This window comes from Campylobacterota bacterium, assembly GCA_020633995.1.
GTDB lineage: Bacteria > Babelota > Babeliae > Babelales > RVW-14 > JACKCO01.
This window is the reverse complement of sequence record JACKCO010000003.1, coordinates 572,481-593,318: the sequence shown is the minus strand read 5'-3', so window position 1 is coordinate 593,318 and position 20,838 is coordinate 572,481. Positions and strand designations below refer to the sequence as shown.

The window sequence follows — 20,838 nt, the reverse complement described above, 5'->3', positions numbered from 1 at the left end:
AACAAGAAAAAAAAGAATGGTATTAACCAAAAATGAAGGTTTAATAACCTAATAAACCACACACTCATGAGATATTCTCGATATATGTTTTGGGCACACTTGTAAGCTGGATTTTGTACTTATTGCCATTAGCCTAAGGCTTTTGACAACAAGTGGCAATCATTTATCTATGCGACATACCCGCAGGTATTGGGAACAGATCAACCCGTAACAACCTGCCTACTTTGTCTTGCTCCGAATGGGGTTTTCCCAACAGCAACATTGCCGCTGCTGTTCGTGCGCTCTTACCGCACGTTTTCACCCTTACCAGAAAAGGTAACCCTCTCTGGCGGTATAGCTTTCTGTGGCACTTTCCATAGGCTCACGCCCCCCTTGCTTGACGACCTGAAGCCTGTCTAACAAGGCATCCTATCTGTAAGGAGTCCAGACTTTCCTCTTTTTGGCCCAAATATGAGCTAAAAAGCGACTACCCCGCGTACCCAAAAGAATCATATATCCTACCATTAGAGTAATAAAAATTTTCTGAATTGACAAATAAAAAATGCCATTTGAAAGCACACTTTTAGGATGCAAGAAAAGGCTATCCGCTAGCACAGCACACGGCACAAGCAGATGTATCAAGCTCCAAGGGGCGTACAAGACTATCTGCCTACCATACCAAGCAAGCAGTGCTAGGGGAATTAGGTAGCTCAGACTCAAACCAAAATGGGCAAATCGTAGGCTATCCTGCACGAGAAGAAGCAGCAATATGCCAGCAAGGCGGGCAACATACCAAAACTCGTCTGAGCCTTCCAACAACTGTAAAAAAAAGTAGGCTAGTAATGCATGCACATACCAGCCTTCAAAAAATATAAATGCTACAAGGTCCAAAAAAAAGAACATAATAGCAGCTACCATTTGCGTGATTTACCCTTCTATCTTTTCTAGTTTTCAGGTTTTAACATCTCAGCAAGAATAACACTTGTTTTAGTATCATGACCAGCGCTTTGTACAAGCTGCAAAGGAGTCTGTCCCGCTTCTGTCAAAAGCATCTTGTTTACGCCTTTCTCTAATAACTTTGCAACAACATCTAAATCACCCCACAAAATAGCATAGTGCAAAGGAGCTAGGCCACTGCTATCCAAACCATTGAGACTTCCCAAAGACATCTTAGTCACCAACAGGTTAAAATGCTGTCGATCTTTATTCCTTAAGGCATGATGCAATACCGACATCTTTTGATTATCGACCACATTAGGATTAGCATTATGAGTAAGCAATAAATTTGTTGCGCTCAAACTCCTACTTCCCTTTTTTACAGACATAATCAAAGCGGTATCTCCAACATCACCCGGTTTAAAATCAACATCAGTGGGTGATTCTGTAGATAACCTTTCATATTGTTCCTGCTCTGTATCACCAAGACTTCCCCCTGAATGACTTTTTTTTAAAACTAAGTCTCTTAACGAAGCGCTTCTTTTCCTTGGTGCATCAGCCTGACCTTGTCCACCCCCCTCAGCTCCATGCGCAACACTCACAAAAAATACAAAAATAAGACTACAAGATACCATATACTTCATGACTCTCCCATATGATGACTATGTAACACTATTGACCACCTAGGTTATCTGATCAAACCAACAGAAGCAACATTTGAATAAATATCTCCCGTAATCTCCCGCCCTTCAATCCTATCCGGCTCCTTAATTTGCTCGAACAAGGCCGCCGCCTCTTCATCAAAACAAAAATCTAATGCTAACTGTCGGGGTGTCTGCCCCTGTTGATTTGTAATGCTTCGATCAGCACCGTAACGAAGCAATACTTCAATAATTTCAAGATCGCCACCCATAACAGCCCAGTGCAGTGGAGTCCAGCCAGTATTGTCTTGCTGGTTAATATCCAGGTCTGTACAAATGACCAAATACGTAACTATTTCCAGACATCCAAAATTCGCCGCCCGATGCAAAGGCGTAAAGCCATTGGTATCGACAACATTACACGCCGCCCCAGCTTTAACAAGCATGCCAAACATTGTGGGATCATCTAAATCAGAAGCTTCATGTATTGGCGTCTGGCCCCAACCATCTTGCGCATTAATATCAATCCAGCGTATTTGCAGCAAAGCTTCTACCACATCATGCCGTTCATAATAAACGGCCTCATGCAACGGAGTTCTAAGCGTATTATCCCGAGCGTTGATATCTCCGCCATACTGCATCAAATATGCAGCTATCAGTGTTTGGTCGTGCTGTATCGCAATATGCAGGGGTGATAGACCGTACTCGTCAGGATAATTTGGACACTCACCTTCCTGCACAAGCAAGTGAAAAACTACCTCTTCCTCGCCTGCTGCTGCTAACTTGTGCAACTGCATAGTTTTGCCCAAACGACCATCATAAATCCTTGGCCTTTCACGAGACATTGCATGTAACGCTAAACTGACACTACTCAGCAACAGCATCATCAGTAACTTCTTCATCAGACTCCCTTCGCATCAAACCGTACGCTGCTATAACATGCCTAATAGCAGCTTGATTTTTAAACTTTAACATCCAGTACAAAGCCGTCTTACCTTCTTCGTCTTTTTCAAATTCATTACATTGCTCGTCAAGCAACAATGCAGCAATTCCGTTTTGCCCACGAGCGGCAGCATAATGCAAGGGAGAATAACCAAAAAAATCGTAGCTACGAGCTCGTGCGCCGTACTCTTTGAGCAATATTTCTACCATGCCCAAATCGCCAGACCAAACAGCAAAATGTAAGGGATTTTTCCCCTGTCTATCGACCACATTAATCCGTACGCCTCCTGCCATAGCAATATCGACAAGATCAAGTATTGATGGCAATCCCATCAAATGCTCAAAAACGCTAAATCTCTTTCTCTGTAGCCTGTGATATCGAAAGCAAACATCATGCAGGTAATTCAAGTCACCCCAACATGATTCACCCTCGCTCAAGGCAAGTGCATGCAACACATTACGTCCAAGACCATCACATTGTTCAGCATTTGCTCCAAGCACAATAAGTTTTTTTGCCGCCGCTAGATAACGATATTTATAGGCTTGATGAAGCAGTAGCCGGTACCCTGCACGCTTGTCGTAGGTAATAAGCCTAATTATTTCTGGGTTGCCAACGTACAAAGCCCAATCAAGTGGCGTAAGGCCATTTTTATCAACCGGCACTTGGTTAATGAACCCACTGAGACGATTGAATAATCTCTCAATATCAAAAAAACGCTTTTCACGTATTGCTCTACATGCAAGCGCATGCTCACAACCAATCAACTCCTGCTGGTCTATTATCGCCAAAATGGTTCTAACCTGCCCAATATCATTTCCAGCAATTGCAGCATTCAATGCATCAATACAATTTGCAGCATTCAAACCAACAGATCCACCACTGTGTTCAGCAGCGTAACACGATATAACAGCAACACATAAGCCCAATAAAAGAGCTAATCGACACCCCATGTCTTCTCCCCCCGAGCAACAACCTTAATCTGATTACAGCTACTCAGTAGTGTAAAAAAAAAGAATAAAGAGGCTCAAGTGTCGAGAAAAAAGAGGAATTTTATGAAGAGATAACGCCAGATCCAAGACAAACATTGTCCTGATAAAAAACTGCAAATTGCCCCGGAGCTAACCCCTGGTCGTCCTGCTCAAGGTGAACAGCCATACCACCATCAGCCTTCCAGTCAAGCGTGCAAGCATACACACTTTCGCCATGGCGAACCTTTACCTGCACAGCATCATCGACACTTGGCTTGATCCCTGCAATCCAATATGGCGCTGCAACAGTAAACTCATTGCGTCGTTTTTCAGGCGAGTAATATTGATTTGAGATATAAACAATATTTTTTTTCGTATCTTTGGCGACAACAAACCATGGACCACCAGACAGGCCAATACCCTTGCGTTGGCCAATGGTGTAAAACCAAAAACCGTTATGCATTCCCAAGACGTTGTCGGTCTCGTACTCACGCAATTCACCTTGTTGCTCGCCAAGATGGTGTTTTACAAATTCGCTAAACTTAATTTTGCCAAGAAAGCAAATACCATAGCTATCTTTACGTGTTTGGTTAGGCAGATTAAATTCTTTAGCCAACTCACGCACCTGTGCCTTAGGTAAGTGGCCGATGGGAAATATGAGCCGTTTAAGCTGATCTTGGCTCAAGGCCGAAAGAAAATAGGTTTGATCTTTAACGGGATCACACGCTTTTTTGAGCGTCACCAAATCACCATGGGCCTCAAGTTGCGCGTAGTGACCGGTGGCAATAGCATCAAACTCATCACCTACATAGTCAACAAAACAGCCAAACTTGATGCGTTGGTTACACAACAAATCAGGGCTTGGTGTATTTCCAATTTTTACCTGATCAACAGTGTACTGTACCACATGTTGCCAATACTCTTCTTGCAAGTTAACAACACGCAATGGCACATCAAGTTGTTCGCACACCTGCCGAACATAGGCAAGGTCCTGCTCCCACGGGCAGTCACCAAGGTAGGCAAGCTCATCTTCAAGCCAAATTTTAAGGTAATAAGCAGTAAGAGAATGTCCCTGTTTTTTAAGTAACGCAAGTGCGACAGAACTGTCAACACCCCCCGAGACAAGCACTGCTATATTCTTTTTATCCATAGCCTCCACTCACAAGCTATCACAACTCAATACCCTTAGCCCGTCGCTGAGCCATTTCCCAGTCAAGCAAGCCGGCGATGATCTCATCAAGATCACCTTCCATAATGATATCAAGCTTTTTAAGCGTCAAATTAATGCGATGATCAGTCACCCGATTTTGTGGATAGTTATATGTTCTAATTTTTTCTGAACGATCACCAGAGCCTACCTGCTGCTTACGATTTGCACTCATTTCAGCTTCTTGTTTTTCACGTTCAAACTCATATAAGCGTGCTTGCAAAACCTTCATCGCCTTTGATTTGTTTTTTGTTTGAGAACGCTCATCTTGGCAGGTAACCACAAGCCCGGAGGGTATGTGGGTAATGCGAATTGCCGAGTCAGTGGTATTTACGTGTTGTCCACCGGCGCCACTTGAGCGATAGGTGTCAATACGTAAATCATTTGGCGAAATTGAAACCTCAACATCTTCCACCTCTGGCATTACAGCAACCGTTACAGTTGAGGTATGAACACGGCCAGCAGTTTCAGTCTTGGGTACACGCTGAACACGGTGAACCCCTGATTCAAATTTCATATGTTTGAATACTTTTTTGCCCTTGATGTGTACAACAAGCTCTTTATAGCCGCCAATATCTGTGACGTTGGACTCCACAATGCTGACAGTCCAACCCTTTGCCAATGCATAGTTACTGTACATTCTAAACAAATCAGTCGCAAATAGTGCTGCCTCTTGTCCCCCTGCTCCCGCACGAATTTCGAGAAACACCGAATTGTCATCATGCTCGTCGGCTGGATACAACAGATCCTCCAACTCTTTGTACAGAGGCTCAAGCTGCTGTTCCGCCTGTGTGACTTCCTCTTGATAAAGCTCCAACAGCTCACCCTGCTCATGCTCAAGGTGCTTTCTATTTTCAGCCAGATCATTTTCAAGACCGACTATTTGCTTGTACAGTTCCAGCAACGACGAAAGCGCTGATTCTTTTTTCTGTACCCCAACACGTTCCCGAGCATCAAGCCCCGGATCTGCAAGCCTTTGCAACAGCAACTCATGCTGAGCTGTCAATTGATCCCAATCAACAGAAAATGTTGATAACTTTGTCATTGTACTTTTTTAGTATTTCGGGTGGATAAAAGAAAATAAGCTGAGCCACAACTGTCATCAGTATGCTCAGCATACAAACAAGAAAACCCCCATTAAGTCCAAAACGTATAATTATTTTTTTGTTGCGTAGCGACGCTGGAACTTCTCAATACGTCCTGCAGTATCAACAAACTTTTGCTGACCTGTAAAGAACGGATGGCACGCTGAACAAATGTCAATTTCCAAACGAGAAGATGTCGAAATCGTTGCAAACGAGTTTCCACATACACAACGAGCATCTATTTCGTGTACTTCTGGATGTATTTGATTTTTCATGTTTTAAACCTCAAATATTTACACCTTGTTGCTTCTGCTCTTTTTTAAAAGATTCTATCGTCGGTACGCTGACCACATCAAGGTTTTTCAGCTGCCCCAAATAGATAGAAGCAAAGTCGGACCACAAGATTATATTATAAAACTGCTTCTCAAAAGTATCCCCCAAAATAGGCACTTTGTAAAGTACCGAACCCTTTTGTTGCAAAACCTTATCAACTGCTTTTACCGCCACTGACAAGTTGTCTGGTAAAAACTGCGTATGGGCAAAAATTACAAAAGCCTTCTCTCGCAGCCCTGAAAACCCCTCCAGTACATTGTGAGCAAGCTCTGGAAAGCTTGCATGCAACGCTAAAACCTTGGCATTTTCATTGAACTGTGTTTGAGCTCGATAGGCTGCAACATCACTATCACCAGTCACACCCCACACCTGAAAAATATCATAGTGTTCAACTATTGGTAAAAAATCATCAAAAAAATGTCTTTTAGAAAATTTTGGAATCAATTGAGCTGCATGACTTTTAAATGCCTGAAGATATGCCTTACCCGGAAGAACACCCATCAAATCAAATAGCTCCATAACAAAACCGAGAAAATTGCCCAATGCGGAACGAGGAGTTAGTGACGCTGGCAGCAAAGCAAATGGAATATCATATTCAGCAGATTTTTGTTCAAGCACCCCACCATGAGCAAGAACAACACAAGGAACTGAGCGTTTTAGCAACTGATCAAACAACTGATTTGTCTCCCAAGTATTGCCTGAGTAAGACATAACGATAGCAAACGTCTGATCATCAACCCAACCAGGAAACTTGCTCCCATCAAGCACTGTAGAAATAATATTAGTTGATCGATCAAGAAACGTCTTTGCTATGCGACCAACAATGCCCGACCCGCCCATACCAACAAAGACTACCTTGGTAACATCTTTTGGCATTTTTTTTTGATACGAACGAAAAAAAGTATATGCCAAATCTTGTCCGGCTTGCAGTTTATCAGGCCATGCAGTAAGTTCTTGCAGCATCTTCTGTTCCTTCTGTTTCTTCGATTAAAGATAGCCTCCCATTTTCGGGAGGCTATCCAACACTAAGCTATAAAAATTTTTAATGCGTTATTTTTATGCCAACTTTTTTTCCTGCTTGAATGTCTGCGCGTCTTTGCGTATCCATTCGTGCGGTGTTCGAGCAATGAGTTGGTCAATCACATTTTTGCACTCTTGCTTGTGCCCAAGCTCATACTCACATCGCGCAATATGCAAAGGAATATAAGGCAACTGGCCCTCAAGATTACTACACTGTTTAAAAAGAGGCAATGCTTGATCGTATCGATGCAGGTTCAAAAGTGCCTGAGCGTAGTTATAAGCATATGTTGTATTACTTGAATCACGTTTGTAGGCATTGTCAAAATGGCTCGCTGCACTTTTGTAGTCACGCTTTTGATAATATGCACAGCCAAGCAAAAATTGCGTTTGACGGTAATTTTTAGGAACACGCAAAAGACTTGCAATAGCTTTGTCGTGTTTACCAAGGTCATTGCACGTCCAACCATGTAGGTAATACATCTCCTCATCTTGCCTGTCACCCACAAGTGCCCGCTCAAGGTACTCATAGGCCTGCTCAAGGTTATCTTTCTGGTGATACAACTCAGCAAGATGCAAAAGCGTTCTGCTATACGTTGGTTTAAGACGAAGCGCTTGATTAAAACAATACTCAGCCGTATCAAACGATTTATTTGCAAAATGAAGCAAGCCCAGATTATTAAATAACTCTGGATGCCCTTCTCCTATTTCAATAGCTCGCTTATAATGCGCAAGTGCTCCATTCTGATCTCCGCGTGATTGCTTAACAGCTCCAGCATTAATATGCGGCTCTGCATACCAATCATCAAGTTCAACTGCCTTATCAAAAGCTTTCAGTGCTCCCTGCCAGTCATTTCGTGCCCACAATGACGTTCCATAATTATTATAGGCTCGAGCTTTAGGAGCCTTGGTAATAACATCTTCCCAAAAAGCTAGCTCTGAACTCCACACTTGGTTGCGTTGATTGGTTGCAACAGCAAGAAAAATAAGCACTAGGCAGGTCCACCCAGCCTTGAACATGTTCAGTGACTGCGCTGACCAAACAAGATGCTTGTACTCTGCAGCAAGATTGATGGCATACACAAGCATCATCGCTATAAAAAAGCATGCACCAAATGAGGCCAGGTACGTTTTATAGTCACAAATTAATTCGGTTGAAAGAAAAAAGCTTGCACGAGGCAATACCGCAAGCAAAAACCACACAAAAGAGAAAGCAATTAAATCAGAACGATCTTGCCAAAAGCGACGCACTGCATACCACACACCCGCTAACAATACCACAAACGGTACAATGACATCCGCTGCAAAAATGCTTTGTGAAAGACGAACATCATAGTCAAAGCTCAAATTAAATGGCCAAAAGAATATCTTAAGATAATGCAAGACAACTTTGAACTGAGAAATAAAAAAGGGAAAAAAGGTGATGTCTTGCGACGCTTGGTCTGTCAAAATATTACCACGATGGTTTGAAAGAGGAGCACTAACAAGTGAGGCTACATTTGACGGTTTAACAATCCCATATTTCATCATCAAAAGGAACACTATGGCAAAATAGGCAGCATGTACCATCCACCGTTGTAACACTTTTTCGTGATCACCCTCAGCAATAAAAAACCAATCAACCAGCAGGACCAAAAATGGCAATGCCACTACAATTTCTTTTGTTCCTGTAGCACATGCGGCCAAAACAAAAGAAATGCCATACAAAATACGCCTCGTCGTTTGGTTCTTTGATTGCACCGCACCAACAAATGTTAATAATACTGCGAACGTAAAAAATGCGACCAGCCCTTCAAGTCGCATCTGTGTAATATACGTTACCGTTTGTGTCTGAACCGGGTGCAGCAAAAATAATCCTGTTGTCAGGGTAGAAAGTAGCAAACCGTGCTTAACGAAAAATTCATTTCGCTTCATACGAGCAAAAAGCATCGATAAAAGGGCAAAAATCATACACCCAATAGCCAAATGAACAAAAATATTAAAAATACGATAGCCAAATGGTGATGTTTGGCAAAAGTGGTAGGTCAGCTGATTAAGAATACGAGAAACCCAGCGAGAATTTGTAAACAGGTGTCCTTTAATATCAAGCACACGAACATGCGGATACCGAATAATTGTTGGCAGGTCATCAAAGATAAAGCCATACACCAACGTTGGAAAATAAACAACAAATGCTCCTAGTGCTAGTAGTGCAGCAACCAACACCTTGAGCCACTTGTCAGACTTTGCTGATCGTGTAAACAACAGCGTTCCAATACCACTCATCACTCTCTCCTTCTTAGAAAAATGACTTTTTCCTTTATCTGGATCCCCGATTAGCATCGGGGATGACGATTTTTATCTCCGAGTCGCCCTCGATTCCCACTTCTGTGATGACTTATCGGGGGGCCAGAACTTGTCCTTTTCCTGTCTCTATGCACCTGCCTTCTGCCCCTCTTGGGCTCCTTTGGTATTTTCATTTATGTCTGCAAATGCTTTTTGTAGCTGACTAAATTTAACACGCTTACCATCGTTTTCATTAACCTGCGTTTGCAGCTCAATTCGTGTTAGTTCATTTTTGGCAATCTTCTTAAATTCTTCTGGGGCATTGAGCTCCAGTAATTCATTTAGATATGCTCGTGCTTGGTCAGAGTTGCCAAGTTTTTCCATGCAATGAGCAGTTCTAAAAAATGCCTGCGCTATAGGATTTGGCAGTGTTGTTGTTTTTCTAAACATCTCCATAGCTCGTTCAATTTCGTTATTACTGAAATATGCCTCAGCTAAGTTGTAGGCATAGCGTGATTCAACAGGATTGTTTCTGACAAGATTTTCATAAATTTGCAATGAACGCTCCAGTTTACCGCACATGAAGTAAGCATTTGCCAAATTGAACTGAACCTGCTCATTGTACACACCAAGTTCAACAACTTTTTCAAGCGCTCGAGCCGACTCTGTGTACTTTTTAACCTTAAGTCCAAGCTGCCCTAGCTTGAGCAAAACTTCTGGCGTATCTAAGTCACCTTCTGTTGCCTTCTTCAAAAACTCCCACGCCTTATCATTATCCCCACGTTCTTCATGCATGCGGGCTAGGTTGTAGTATGCCTTTCCGTAATACGGTCTAAGCTGAATTGCTATATTTAGTGCACGCTCTGCATCATCATATTCCTTTTTTTGCAACAGTAACGTACCTAAATTATTGTACGCCTCAGGATAATTTGGGCAAATATGAATCGCCCCCTTGAGTGACTCAATTGCTTTATCAGTCTCACCTTTAAGCGAGTAAGAAACAGCAATATTACTCAATGGATCGGAGTAGTGTTTATCAAGATCAATAGCACGCTTGTATGATGCAATAGCCTCATCAAAGCGACCAACTTCTGAAAGTGCTACCCCCAGATTGTTATGAACTCGTGCTTTACCCGGGGCTTTTGCCGCATTGTCTTCCCAAAACGCCACACAGGTTTCCCACGACTTGTTACGTAGGTAAGCAGAATATATTACCGGTAACATAAGCACCATAATACCAATAAGCTGCAACTCACGAGCATATGTTGACTCATACACCCACTGTAGTGCAGGCAAGATGGTATGCAACAGTCTAACCAACAGAATGCCCAACATAAACATCATGCCAAACGATGCTAGGTATGATTTGTAATCACAAACAAGCTCTGGTGACGGTATAATGCTTGCTCGTGGAGCAATAGCAATAAAAAACCAAAAAATACCAAACGCCCACGGAGCCATACGGCGCACTTTAATCCACGACAAGGCAAGTAAAAATAATGTTGCCAACACTAAAAATGGCCCTACAACCTTGAGTGCAAAAATGCTTTGTTCAATTTTCCAGTCATACTCAACGCTGATACCAAATGGCCAAATGAACATCCACAGATAGTGAACGATAACCTTAAACTCAGAAATAAAAAACTCCGAAGCTCGGATTGTGTCAAGTGCGCCTTCAGTAAGCACGTTACCGCGGTTATTTCCCGTAATAACTTTTGCCATAACTGCATCGGTAACAAACTTAAGCCCAAGATAGTGGATAATAACACTGGCAAAAAACACCCAAAACGCTCCATGAAAAACTAGGCGTTTTTTAAACTCATCCCATTCTTGCTGCGCGAGAAAAAACCAATCAACAAGCACGAGCAGTGCCGGCAAAACCACCACAAGCTCTTTGGTTCCACATGAGACAAAGGCAAAGAAAAACGTAAGGGCACCAAACAAATATTTTTGTACACCAGCCTGTGCATGAACCATGCGTACAAAGCAAAATATCGTGGACAATACCATCAAACTCGCAAGCCCTTCTAAACGCGCCTGAATAACATATGATACAGTCTGTGTTTGCACAGGATGCAGCAAAAACAAGGAAGCTGTTGCAAACGCAACATACAATGCATTGTTATACAAAAACGCATTCTCTTTCAGGCTCTGGCATAAGCGTCTGACCAAAACAAAAACCATGATTCCTGCAACGATGTGCATACACACGTTAATCAAGCGATAAGAAAACGGATCAAACATACCAATTTTGTAATTGACGCTGTTCAGCCACTCCCCCAGCCAGCGCGTGCTGGTCAAGCAACGAGAAAAAGGATTATCAAAACGAATCGCAAACTTTTTTGAAATATTTGCGATGTCATCAAATTGAAAGGGATAATGTAGTGACCAGACATACAAAAAAAACGTGCTCAAACTAAGCAAAAAATAGGGGAATAATCCTAAAAACGATTTCTGGTGTTTGTCATACAGTTGCTTAAGACGCTCCAAAATAACGCCATGTTCAAAATCATGCTGGCTAACACGCTTCTTTTGTGCCATTACCCTTCTCCTTTTTTAAACGAAAAATGTGTGATACAAAAAATTGACTTGTACGTACAACAAAATCTTAATGAAAAAAAATGATTTGTCTATGTGGCCACAGGCTAACGCACTGCTTTTCAGCAAAAAAACACCCCCAAACCCTATGACCTTTGCATAACTATATTTTTACGATAGTGTTTGCCTATGTTTCTTGACAATATCATGTCTCTTAACTACTTAAGACAGTGACAATCTCAAACGTTAGTGATATTCTGTAGGATCGATTGTCACAACACACTTAATGCTTTAAGCATGTTATGACCACGCTTTCCAGCGTGGTCTACTTTTATTCTGCACGAAGAGGAGAACGTAATGACGAAAAAAAAATATCTTTTTATCGCTTTTGCTATTGCTACACTACCTCACGCACAAAACGCAGCAAATGATAGCGAAATTAGAAAGGCAGCACTGCATGAAAAACAGCGTGTTTTAAAAAATGAACAAATGCAAGCAGCCCAGGACTGTCAGGAGCAGGGTGTTCATGATCCTCGTGTTTTAACAGTTGGCATCACTTTACTACTCAATAAATATATCTCACCCGATATAGCCAACGGCTGCCTACGAGCAGGACTTGAATCACAATACTTCTTTCACGATATTTTACGCCTAGCATTTCTTGTTGGTGCAACACCAAACGGATGCAACTACAAACAACTCGGTGGCTACCTAAAAAAAAATTGTACCAATTCAGCACACAGCCTTGCTATAAAAAAAGTTTTTGAAAAACTTGATATCAAGGGACGACGGCCTTCTCAAAGATGGCTTGATCGTATGCTCTATCATCTCGTGCAAACTGAACTGCACCCAGAGATTGTTGAAAAATTACTAAGATGGGGCGCAAACCCTAACTGCCAAAAATCTCGTTCTGGAAACTCAACGCTTCATGTTGTCTACAACAAAGCAATTGCTGAGTTATTGCTTAAATATGGAGCCAACCCTACCCTACGTAATAAACACTGGTGGACGCCACTAGAGACGCTCCACAAACGCTACAACAAAATACCAAAGGAATGCTCGGCAGGGGGAAATTGTGAAGCTGCCAAATTGCTACATTTGGCCTTTTACCTTCGCAAAGCACAACAAGATTTTAAAGCGGTCCAGCACAATGCTGATAGTGCAGCATCTAGCCAACAAGATTTCCCAGGATTTACCGACGAGCTTGTAGAAAACATTGCTATTATCCTGGATTAAAGTAGTAAGTAATTTTCTAAAATTCATCATTCAACAATAAGGAGTCAAAAGTGAATATTGCGCGGCATATTGTCATACATACAGGATTGCTTTCTGCCAGTCTGTTCGGTCTTTGTGCTACTACAGGAACTTCTAACAAAGTAGCTACCCCTCACTCTACAGCACCTTACTACGACACGCCCCAGGCAGCCCAGATACGTCAAGCATATGAAACATGGAATGCGAATTTGCAGCAAGCCATCCAAGGCAACAGTTACACAATGATTTCTGTTGCGCTACAACAGGGTGCTGACCCAAACCTAATTCCTATTGAAACGCTCACCAATTTCATCCTCGTAATGCACCACCAAGAAACGCATGTTAATGCCATAAAATCTATTTTTCACTCTTTCAACTTCACCTCGATAGACTGTTCCAAGAAAGCATTCAAAAAGTGGTGTAACAAAATACTTCACTGCTTAGTAACAACGTCGTGGTACCAACAAGAAATCGTACAACTCTTGCACATGGGTGCCCGACCTCAAAGTCGTGACGAACGTGGCAACACTCCCTTACACAAAGCGTATGATCGCAATATCGCTGAAATTTTGGTACTCTATGGAGCTGATATTTTTGCACGAAACAATCAGGACCATAGCCCACACCAATATGCTCGCCTTTATCGACTCGCTCGGTGCAATCAAGAGGAGTCAAGGCAAACACTGATCAACTTAAAGACTTTTCTTAGGGCAAAAGAAAGAGAAAGAATAAACAAATAGAAAAAATTAAGTACAATTCATGTTGTCAGAGAAAAACTACAGTAAAATAATTCATATCATCGCAAGTTTTGTCCCCGTTAAAGTGATACACGAGTCCCCATCGCTTCAACGTCGCTGGAACCAGATGCTTAATGCTGCGCTGCAAGAGCAATCAAATGAAATGATGAGCTTTGCACTGCGTAAGGGCGCTGATCCAAATCTCATCCCATTTGAGATGCTTAAGTCATTTATTTTCAAAATACATACACATAAAGAACACTCAGGGGCAATTCTTACAATCTTTAGGGCATATGAATTTAATTTTCCACCTCAAACGTGGGTTGATACCATACTGCACATTCTTGTAACAAAACCATGGTACGAAATGGCCATCATCTGGCTCATGATTTATAGGGCAAATCCACATAGCAGCGATGCCCTTGGTCAGACAGCACTAGACAAAGCGTGCAATCAAAGCATTAAGAACATACTAATGTCATACAATTTTTCTCAGCAGAATGTACCATATAAAAGCAACAAACATGCCCCCCCAACCACCACAACAAAAAATGCCATTTTGAACTAAAAAAATCTTTACAGCACCTCAATTATTTTGTTATTTTTTTCTGAATATGAAAAAACAAAATTGGGGAAGGCAATCATCAAGGAGAGGTAATAATGAAAAAAAACTTAATTATCACGTTATTTGCAATTAACATAATAACTATCCAAGCTTCAGAACTTACCCTTAGTTCGGATGGTTTTGAGCTAGAACAAAGAAGAACCGTACAGTGCTACACGCCACCACTTAAGCCTTACGGGGGTAGATTTCCACACGAATTACCGCTCAGTAGAAGCTGCGAGCACATCCCATACTACAGCAAACCAGCCGCGTTTGATTACAATGCAAATCTTGAGGATGTTTTGGCTGTACTGGCTACTAGCTTTCACAGCCTAGTCCAGCTTCCATTTACTCACAACATTCATATCCCACAAAAAAATTGCTTAGAAAAAACGTATAAGCAAACAATCCAACACACACTTCAATGCTATAATTTTACCCAAGAAGCAATGGATAGAGCCCTTGAGCTCTTAATCAAAAAACAAAATGGAGCTATCGATCAACCAACCCTGTCAAAGGTCTATTACTGGATGATACGCATATTGCTTAAAAGTAAAGCAAATCCAAATGGAAGCTCATTTAACGAACGGCCGCTACACTACGCGGAGCACTCACAAACAGTCAAAGCACTACTCGATCACGGAGCAGAAATAGTAGACTATAGTAGGCTGACACAAACGACAAAAAACATCTGTCTTTTTTATGTGATAGACAAACAAAACAAAGATCCTGACAATGCTCAAATTTTTTTCGCTTTAGCAAACGCATTAATTAGTCACGGAGCAGACTTTACCGCTGACAGTTCAGACTTTCAAGGTTTGTGGTTCAACGGTCTTCTGAGAATTTTGTCTGATGCTGACCCCGGCCACTCACTTTCACTAGAAAAAATGCTCTCCGCCTGTGTGACTGGATCAGACATTAGATCTTTGAGTCAAATTTCACGAGACGCACTTTTGTTTTATTTTATAGCCAGACAAAACAATGAACCAAGTGATGTAATTTTAGACCAAATAAGAACACTCCTTGCCTTTGTAGACCCCAATACTCCTAATCCATTTTTTCCAAAATCATGGCTACGTGCACTACACTGTACTATCGATGTGAACGTGGTAGATTTACTGGTAAAAAGTGGAGCCAAAACTACGGCCTGTTCTCTGCTTGATAACACACAATACCAATGGCCACTGGCATACCACATACACATGTCAAAGAATACCTCGCCAGGCAGGAATCGGGCATTACAGCGCAGGTGTGACGTTATTAATTACCTAACGCGAGCACATCAAGAAAACAATGCTCATAACTACAGCTATGTCCACGCTTCATAACAGAGTTTTGCCTTAAAGGCTTTGCATGTACTTTTTGCCAGTTCTTGCTACACTCAATTGTGCTACCTAAAATAATCTTTTTGTTTTCTAAAAAATACAAATAGGGAAATTTTAAATGATGTACAATCAACAGTTGTTAGCATTAACAAAAGATATTGCCATTGCCTTTCCTGCTTTTTTGCTTGTGTTCTCATTTCGAGGTTTTTTTCAAGCTCTTATAGCCAAGGTTATGGGTGATGACACTGCACAAGAATACGGTTTTCTAACACTTAACCCTCTGGCTCACATTGACCTAATGGGGCTCTGTGCAATTTTGTTGTTCTTTTTCTTTGCCAGCGCACTCTTTCCAGATGTCGTCTCTCGAACTGAGCTGTTTATTGTCCTTATCATCCTAGGAGTTCGCTGGACAATCCCTGTACCGGTCAACGACTTGAATTTCAAGCATTACCGTATTGGTGGGATACTCACCTCACTTGCTGGCCCACTAAGCAACTTTATGTTAGCAACATTGCTCACCATCTTTATAAAGTATACATTGCTATCGGGAGCCGCCCAAAACATCACGGTTTCCTTAATCGACATCTTCAGAACGACACTTGAGCTTGCCATCTTTTTTGGCCTACTTGATCTAATTCCGCTCCCACCATTTGATGGCGGCCGGGCACTACGCTACACGCTCCCACAGTCACTGCAACCAAAGTTTGATGCACTTGAAGAGTATTCTTTAATCATTATCTTACTTATTTTTGTTGCTCCTGGCGTTAATGATCTTGTTTTTGCTATGATCGGTCGAGCCAGCATAGCAATCAAGAAAATTTTGTTTACACTATTCCTTTCCTAAGTAAAGGTCATGTATGTTTAATAGCCAAGACGTAATTCATTATTTGGCATACCTTAGTGTCGTCATCCCGGCATTTCTTGCAGCGCTTTCATTTCATGAATTTGCACATGCATGGACTGCAACCTTGTGTGGTGACAATACTGCAAAGCGCATGGGGCGACTTACCCTAAATCCGCTTGCACATATTGACCCCATCGGGCTACTTTTTTTAGTCATTCTCAGAATTGGTTGGGCAAAGCCAGTACCATTTGATTATCGCAATTTTAAGCGCCCAGTACTGTACGCTGTACTAACCGCTTTTGCAGGACCTTTTGCAAACCTTTTACTGGCTCTTGTCTGTTTCTTACTTATTAAGCTGGGATCCTTCATAACGTTACCACTTGCTCTTGCCTCAGGCCTATTTCAAATTTTGACAACCACTGCCTACGTCAACATTATGCTTGGGATATTTAACTTACTCCCGATTCCTCCACTTGATGGCAGTCATTTACTGCTGACCTTTTTAACGCAAAAATTTCCAGCAGCAGCCATCTGGCTGTACCGCTATTCACTCCTTATTTTAATTGCTCTGTTATACTTTACGCCATTACGTAACTATTTGGCTTACGCAATTAACGGAGTAACACTCTTTCTCAAACAACTTGTTTTTTAAAAGGTTTAACAAACATTATGAAACATTCAATAGACCAAGCTCTTGCCACGCTTAAAAATGGCGCCGTACAGGTTATTCCTGAAGACGAACTTATTAAAAAACTTGAGTCAGGCAAACCACTTAAAATCAAGCTCGGCATGGACCCTACCGCACCAGACCTGCACCTTGGCCACGCAGTTGTGCTCAGCAAGCTTCGCGAATTCCAAGACTTTGGCCACGAGATTTTATTTTTGATTGGTGACTACACTGCACGCATTGGTGATCCAACTGAGAAGTCGAAAACCCGTCCAATGCTGACTGAAGAAGATATCAGAAAAAATGGCCAAACATACTACGACCAAATTACTAAAATTTTGGATCCTGCAAAGACAAAAATTGTTTACAACTCTGAGTGGTTGTCCAAACTTGATTTTGCAGACTTGATCAAATTGTGCGCTAAAGTAACCGTCGCTCAACTTATCGAGCGAGACGACTTTGCCAAACGCCTGGCAAATCATCAACCCATCAGCATGCATGAAATGTTATACCCTCTCATGCAAGGGTACGACTCAGTCGCACTTGATGCTGATGTCGAACTTGGGGGTACCGACCAAACCTTCAACCTCATGATGGGCAGACACCTGCAAGAGCAGTATGGTAAAGAAAAACAAGTGGTCTTGACCATGCCAATTCTTGAAGGACTTGATGGCGTACAAAAAATGTCGAAAAGCTTAGGAAACTACGTTGGCCTGTGGGAAGCAGCCGAAGAAGCATTTGGCAAGCTCATGTCTGTTTCTGATGAACTGATGTGGCGCTACTACCACTTGTTGCTTAGCAAAACCGACGCTGACCTACAAATTATGAAGCAAAATGTTGAAAGCGGTAACACTCATCCAATGGACTTAAAAAAAGCTATGGCACATGGTGTCATTGCTCGCTTTTGGTCAACCGAGCAAGCTGATAAAGCCCAACAACATTTTCAAGCTATTTTTCAACACCGTGATTACACCCAAGCACACGAAGTCACTCTTGAAACCTCACTGCAAAATCCACTCTGGGTCGTTGAACTCATCAAACAACTCGGCGCTATCAAAACATCGTCGGAAGGCAAACGACTTATTGAGGCTGGTGCTGTTGAAATTGACGGCGCTAAAGTTGCTAACTTTAAGGATGAAATTGCCTGGAAGCCAGGAATGATTATCAAAGTTGGCAAGCACAAAGTTTATAAGATTGCATAACAAAAGATAACCAAGTTCTGTAGATCCCGGCTCACAGGACGGGATCTTTTTTTCACGAACCTAAATTCGCTTACTCCTCATAGGTAGCAATTTTACCCTCAACTTTGGCAATCTTGTGCTCAAGCTTTCTTGTCTTTTGCTCAAGACGATACAAATCCTGAGCAAGCCATGGAGAAATCGTTATATTATAGCCAGCAGCTTTTGCGAGTACTCCAGCTACAGGAGCTTCAAATGAGGCTAGTACCTCTTTTAGTTCATTGTTGCTTACATTACGAGCGGCAAGTACATGCGCAAGCTTTTGAGCGTAGGCAAGCTCATCATCAAGCTTGAGTCGTGGAACAAACGCTACCCCAGTTTTTATTTTTTCTACAAACTGTTCGATACGCATACTCAAAATGTAACTGGCAACATCGGTAATCACAAACTGCTTGACTAGATCATTTGCTAGCAATGCATCAATGCTTGTAATTTTTTCTTGTAGCTGGTCAGTACTCATAAGGGTATGCCCTTCAGCTTTTACAACCATACTTTCAATATTTTGTGCTAATTCGCTTAACTCAGACCTGCTAAAATCAATATCTTTTTTTGCACTCTCTAGACGATCTAAGGCAGCTTTAAGTTGTTCACACAACTTTCCCGCACAACAATCTCGCTGGCCAGCATCAAACGCAGCCTTAACTTCACGCATTTGCTCAACACTCCAGCGTAAACAAGCAACAAATCGGCAAAGTTTTAAGTTAGCTTTAATAAACTCAATATCGGCTGGAACTGTGCCATCTCTCTTCATCCAATTGCCAAGTGCATACTCAGATTTTGCCTGGGTAATTTTTTTGCATTTTGCTAGTAAAGGTAGAATACGTGGCACCTCACTCTTAGCCATTCCACCCTCTCCACTAACGGCGTCGAGGAAATTGCTATCAAAAGCCTTCCCCAATAATTCTTCAACACCACCAGCTTCAAGCTCCAACAAATGATCGGAGACCGCGCCAATCATACGCTTATAGCCTTTGGTTACCCCCTCAATTGACATCAACTCAACATGTTCAGTTTGCTTAAGCTCCTCCTGTTCCCGCTTTATGTGGTTACGTTTGTGCTCAAGGTTATTTTTTTGACGGCACAAAAGCGCATAAACACCTGCTTGTTTTAAGCTTAACAATACAATACATGAGTCCAATGCTATCAACGCAAGGCACTGCTGAACGTTATCGATGAACTCAATTGGTTCAAGCATTGTAGAAATAGACTGCTCAAGCATCGCCAAGTCATGCCAAAAAGCTTTTGAAACGGCAACATGTGAATTTACCTTAGCAAAAGCAATACCGGCACGTAGAACTGGCAAACCAAATTTGTAAGCTATGCTTGGAACAGTCTCATTATCAAATTTCTTTTGATAAATGTCATGCAATGCCGGTAGATCCTGACCAAATAGTGTTACACCATCTTGAAATAACCGAAGCCCAAGCTGTCCGGCCGCATACAGCGTACGCAAGCTTCGCAACGATTTAAGCTTGTTATCAAACGTAACAATATCTGCAAATAAATCACCCAGCCCTGAAAGATTACTTGCACCAAACGAAAAACAGGTATGAAGCAAACGAGCACTATCTCTGATTACCTTGGCTTTTAAGATTTGTCCCTGCTCAACGCCACGGGTGGTACAATGTGTGTGCAACACTCCGGTAAATCCGGCATCCACACATGCCGCTGTAAAGTCAATGCCCTCGTAGACATTTAAAGCACTTAGAAATAAAAATAAGCTGCTGGTAAAAGCTATAACAGCCACCACCGCTTTATTTTTTTTGATCATATTTCACTCAAGTTTATAAATTCAAAAATAATTTACCAAAACAAACTCGATAACTACAGGACTGCTTGAGCACCCCCATCATGTCGTGCTGAATTTATTTCAGCATCCGGATAATGATTTTCCATTTTTCTGGATCCTGAAACAATACCCTGATCAAGCAAAGCATATCGTTGAGCAAGACACGTGATATTGCACATACAAAAACAATTCGCCGCTTTAAAATTATCGAATTGGTGTATTCTTCTCATAACGCCCACATTAAAGACGAGCTGGTCAGTATACCACGACCAACAGCAAGATGAAGATTTCAAAAATAAACACAAAAAAACAAATCTATGAAGGAGCCAATATTTCTCATTTGAAACAAAAAATTAATGCACTGAAATATCATGGGAAGAAAAACAAAAATACTCGCTATGAATTTGGCGTCTTGGTCAATTCATGCGATACTGTACCTTTACCAAAACATATAGAGATTTTTTAACG

Annotated in this window: 19 protein-coding genes and 1 other RNA gene; 8 read left to right on the top strand and 12 right to left on the bottom strand. The window is 41.7% G+C overall.

Annotation, left to right across the window (positions count from 1 at the left end; genetic code table 11):
- Nucleotides 1-86: 86 nt before the first annotated feature.
- The 10 genes from rnpB to H6679_02350 all read right to left on the bottom strand — a co-directional run bounded on the left by rnpB (nucleotide 87) and on the right by H6679_02350 (nucleotide 11,915).
- Nucleotides 87-482, bottom strand: an RNA gene (gene rnpB, locus H6679_02395) — RNase P RNA component class A.
- A 441-nt stretch (nucleotides 483-923) separates the two neighbouring features.
- On the bottom strand, nucleotides 924-1,559 hold the full coding sequence (locus tag H6679_02390; GenBank protein ID MCB9493102.1) for an ankyrin repeat domain-containing protein: 636 nt from the start codon (nucleotides 1,557-1,559) through the stop codon (nucleotides 924-926).
- A 44-nt stretch (nucleotides 1,560-1,603) separates the two neighbouring features.
- A complete protein-coding gene (locus H6679_02385; GenBank protein ID MCB9493101.1) occupies nucleotides 1,604-2,458 on the bottom strand; it encodes an ankyrin repeat domain-containing protein in 855 nt (284 codons plus the stop codon).
- Nucleotides 2,424-3,449: an ankyrin repeat domain-containing protein gene (locus H6679_02380; protein ID MCB9493100.1), complete on the bottom strand. Its 1,026-nt coding sequence runs from the start codon at nucleotides 3,447-3,449 to the stop codon at nucleotides 2,424-2,426. The genes H6679_02385 and H6679_02380 overlap by 35 nt, the downstream gene beginning before the upstream one ends.
- Before the next feature lie 100 nt (nucleotides 3,450-3,549).
- Entirely contained in the window at nucleotides 3,550-4,617 is a 1,068-nt protein-coding gene (gene mnmA / locus H6679_02375; GenBank protein ID MCB9493099.1) for a tRNA 2-thiouridine(34) synthase MnmA, read from the bottom strand.
- Nucleotides 4,618-4,636: 19 nt separating this feature from the next.
- Nucleotides 4,637-5,719 (bottom strand): peptide chain release factor 1, encoded by a 1,083-nt coding sequence (gene prfA, locus H6679_02370; protein ID MCB9493098.1) that lies wholly within the window; start codon nucleotides 5,717-5,719, stop codon nucleotides 4,637-4,639.
- Between the two features lie 111 nt (nucleotides 5,720-5,830).
- Nucleotides 5,831-6,034, bottom strand: a complete 204-nt coding sequence (gene rpmE / locus H6679_02365) for a 50S ribosomal protein L31 (protein MCB9493097.1) — start codon at nucleotides 6,032-6,034, stop codon at nucleotides 5,831-5,833.
- Nucleotides 6,035-6,044: 10 nt separating this feature from the next.
- Nucleotides 6,045-7,055 (bottom strand): SIS domain-containing protein, encoded by a 1,011-nt coding sequence (locus H6679_02360; GenBank protein ID MCB9493096.1) that lies wholly within the window; start codon nucleotides 7,053-7,055, stop codon nucleotides 6,045-6,047.
- A gap of 93 nt (nucleotides 7,056-7,148) precedes the next feature.
- Nucleotides 7,149-9,374, bottom strand: a complete 2,226-nt coding sequence (locus H6679_02355) for a tetratricopeptide repeat protein (GenBank protein ID MCB9493095.1) — start codon at nucleotides 9,372-9,374, stop codon at nucleotides 7,149-7,151.
- A 147-nt stretch (nucleotides 9,375-9,521) separates the two neighbouring features.
- Entirely contained in the window at nucleotides 9,522-11,915 is a 2,394-nt protein-coding gene (locus H6679_02350) for a tetratricopeptide repeat protein (GenBank protein ID MCB9493094.1), read from the bottom strand.
- A 354-nt stretch (nucleotides 11,916-12,269) separates the two neighbouring features.
- Here H6679_02350 and H6679_02345 point away from each other — a divergent pair, with 354 nt between their 5' ends.
- The 7 genes from H6679_02345 to H6679_02315 all read left to right on the top strand — a co-directional run bounded on the left by H6679_02345 (nucleotide 12,270) and on the right by H6679_02315 (nucleotide 18,545).
- Entirely contained in the window at nucleotides 12,270-13,148 is an 879-nt protein-coding gene (locus H6679_02345) for a hypothetical protein (protein ID MCB9493093.1), read from the top strand.
- A gap of 50 nt (nucleotides 13,149-13,198) precedes the next feature.
- Nucleotides 13,199-13,906 carry a hypothetical protein gene (locus tag H6679_02340; protein MCB9493092.1) on the top strand — a complete coding sequence of 236 codons (708 nt, stop codon included), beginning with the start codon at nucleotides 13,199-13,201 and terminating at the stop codon, nucleotides 13,904-13,906.
- A gap of 19 nt (nucleotides 13,907-13,925) precedes the next feature.
- Nucleotides 13,926-14,471, top strand: coding sequence for a hypothetical protein (locus H6679_02335; protein ID MCB9493091.1), 546 nt, complete (start codon nucleotides 13,926-13,928; stop codon nucleotides 14,469-14,471).
- Nucleotides 14,472-14,563: 92 nt separating this feature from the next.
- The gene (locus H6679_02330; protein MCB9493090.1) at nucleotides 14,564-15,835 is read left to right on the top strand and encodes a hypothetical protein; all 1,272 of its coding nucleotides are present in this window, start codon (nucleotides 14,564-14,566) and stop codon (nucleotides 15,833-15,835) included.
- Between the two features lie 115 nt (nucleotides 15,836-15,950).
- Complete coding sequence (locus H6679_02325) at nucleotides 15,951-16,676, top strand: site-2 protease family protein (protein MCB9493089.1); 726 nt, start codon at nucleotides 15,951-15,953, stop codon at nucleotides 16,674-16,676.
- A gap of 13 nt (nucleotides 16,677-16,689) precedes the next feature.
- Nucleotides 16,690-17,328 carry a site-2 protease family protein gene (locus H6679_02320; protein MCB9493088.1) on the top strand — a complete coding sequence of 213 codons (639 nt, stop codon included), beginning with the start codon at nucleotides 16,690-16,692 and terminating at the stop codon, nucleotides 17,326-17,328.
- A gap of 17 nt (nucleotides 17,329-17,345) precedes the next feature.
- Nucleotides 17,346-18,545, top strand: coding sequence for a tyrosine--tRNA ligase (locus tag H6679_02315; protein ID MCB9493087.1), 1,200 nt, complete (start codon nucleotides 17,346-17,348; stop codon nucleotides 18,543-18,545).
- A gap of 70 nt (nucleotides 18,546-18,615) precedes the next feature.
- Here the strand turns inward: H6679_02315 and H6679_02310 are convergent, their stop codons facing one another.
- Complete coding sequence (locus H6679_02310) at nucleotides 18,616-20,352, bottom strand: hypothetical protein (protein MCB9493086.1); 1,737 nt, start codon at nucleotides 20,350-20,352, stop codon at nucleotides 18,616-18,618.
- A 53-nt stretch (nucleotides 20,353-20,405) separates the two neighbouring features.
- Nucleotides 20,406-20,600 (bottom strand): hypothetical protein, encoded by a 195-nt coding sequence (locus H6679_02305; protein MCB9493085.1) that lies wholly within the window; start codon nucleotides 20,598-20,600, stop codon nucleotides 20,406-20,408.
- Between the two features lie 50 nt (nucleotides 20,601-20,650).
- Here H6679_02305 and H6679_02300 point away from each other — a divergent pair, with 50 nt between their 5' ends.
- The gene (locus tag H6679_02300; GenBank protein ID MCB9493084.1) at nucleotides 20,651-20,836 is read left to right on the top strand and encodes a hypothetical protein; all 186 of its coding nucleotides are present in this window, start codon (nucleotides 20,651-20,653) and stop codon (nucleotides 20,834-20,836) included.
- Nucleotides 20,837-20,838 lie beyond the last annotated feature (2 nt).

What these genes read in the sequence shown, in the direction of transcription:
- H6679_02385 (MCB9493101.1), bottom strand. Translation starts at nt 2,458, where the DNA reads ATGAAGAAGTTACTGATGATGCTGTTGCTGAGTAGTGTCAGTTTAGCG.
- H6679_02320 (MCB9493088.1), top strand. Translation starts at nt 16,690, where the DNA reads ATGTTTAATAGCCAAGACGTAATTCATTATTTGGCATACCTTAGTGTC.
- prfA (MCB9493098.1), bottom strand. Translation starts at nt 5,719, where the DNA reads ATGACAAAGTTATCAACATTTTCTGTTGATTGGGATCAATTGACAGCT.
- H6679_02310 (MCB9493086.1), bottom strand. Translation starts at nt 20,352, where the DNA reads ATGATCAAAAAAAATAAAGCGGTGGTGGCTGTTATAGCTTTTACCAGC.
- H6679_02355 (MCB9493095.1), bottom strand. Translation starts at nt 9,374, where the DNA reads ATGAGTGGTATTGGAACGCTGTTGTTTACACGATCAGCAAAGTCTGAC.
- H6679_02360 (MCB9493096.1), bottom strand. Translation starts at nt 7,055, where the DNA reads ATGCTGCAAGAACTTACTGCATGGCCTGATAAACTGCAAGCCGGACAA.
- mnmA (MCB9493099.1), bottom strand. Translation starts at nt 4,617, where the DNA reads ATGGATAAAAAGAATATAGCAGTGCTTGTCTCGGGGGGTGTTGACAGT.
- H6679_02325 (MCB9493089.1), top strand. Translation starts at nt 15,951, where the DNA reads ATGATGTACAATCAACAGTTGTTAGCATTAACAAAAGATATTGCCATT.
- H6679_02315 (MCB9493087.1), top strand. Translation starts at nt 17,346, where the DNA reads ATGAAACATTCAATAGACCAAGCTCTTGCCACGCTTAAAAATGGCGCC.
- H6679_02390 (MCB9493102.1), bottom strand. Translation starts at nt 1,559, where the DNA reads ATGAAGTATATGGTATCTTGTAGTCTTATTTTTGTATTTTTTGTGAGT.
- H6679_02300 (MCB9493084.1), top strand. Translation starts at nt 20,651, where the DNA reads ATGAAGATTTCAAAAATAAACACAAAAAAACAAATCTATGAAGGAGCC.
- H6679_02330 (MCB9493090.1), top strand. Translation starts at nt 14,564, where the DNA reads ATGAAAAAAAACTTAATTATCACGTTATTTGCAATTAACATAATAACT.
- H6679_02305 (MCB9493085.1), bottom strand. Translation starts at nt 20,600, where the DNA reads ATGAGAAGAATACACCAATTCGATAATTTTAAAGCGGCGAATTGTTTT.
- H6679_02380 (MCB9493100.1), bottom strand. Translation starts at nt 3,449, where the DNA reads ATGGGGTGTCGATTAGCTCTTTTATTGGGCTTATGTGTTGCTGTTATA.
- rpmE (MCB9493097.1), bottom strand. Translation starts at nt 6,034, where the DNA reads ATGAAAAATCAAATACATCCAGAAGTACACGAAATAGATGCTCGTTGT.
- H6679_02345 (MCB9493093.1), top strand. Translation starts at nt 12,270, where the DNA reads ATGACGAAAAAAAAATATCTTTTTATCGCTTTTGCTATTGCTACACTA.
- H6679_02350 (MCB9493094.1), bottom strand. Translation starts at nt 11,915, where the DNA reads ATGGCACAAAAGAAGCGTGTTAGCCAGCATGATTTTGAACATGGCGTT.
- H6679_02335 (MCB9493091.1), top strand. Translation starts at nt 13,926, where the DNA reads ATGTTGTCAGAGAAAAACTACAGTAAAATAATTCATATCATCGCAAGT.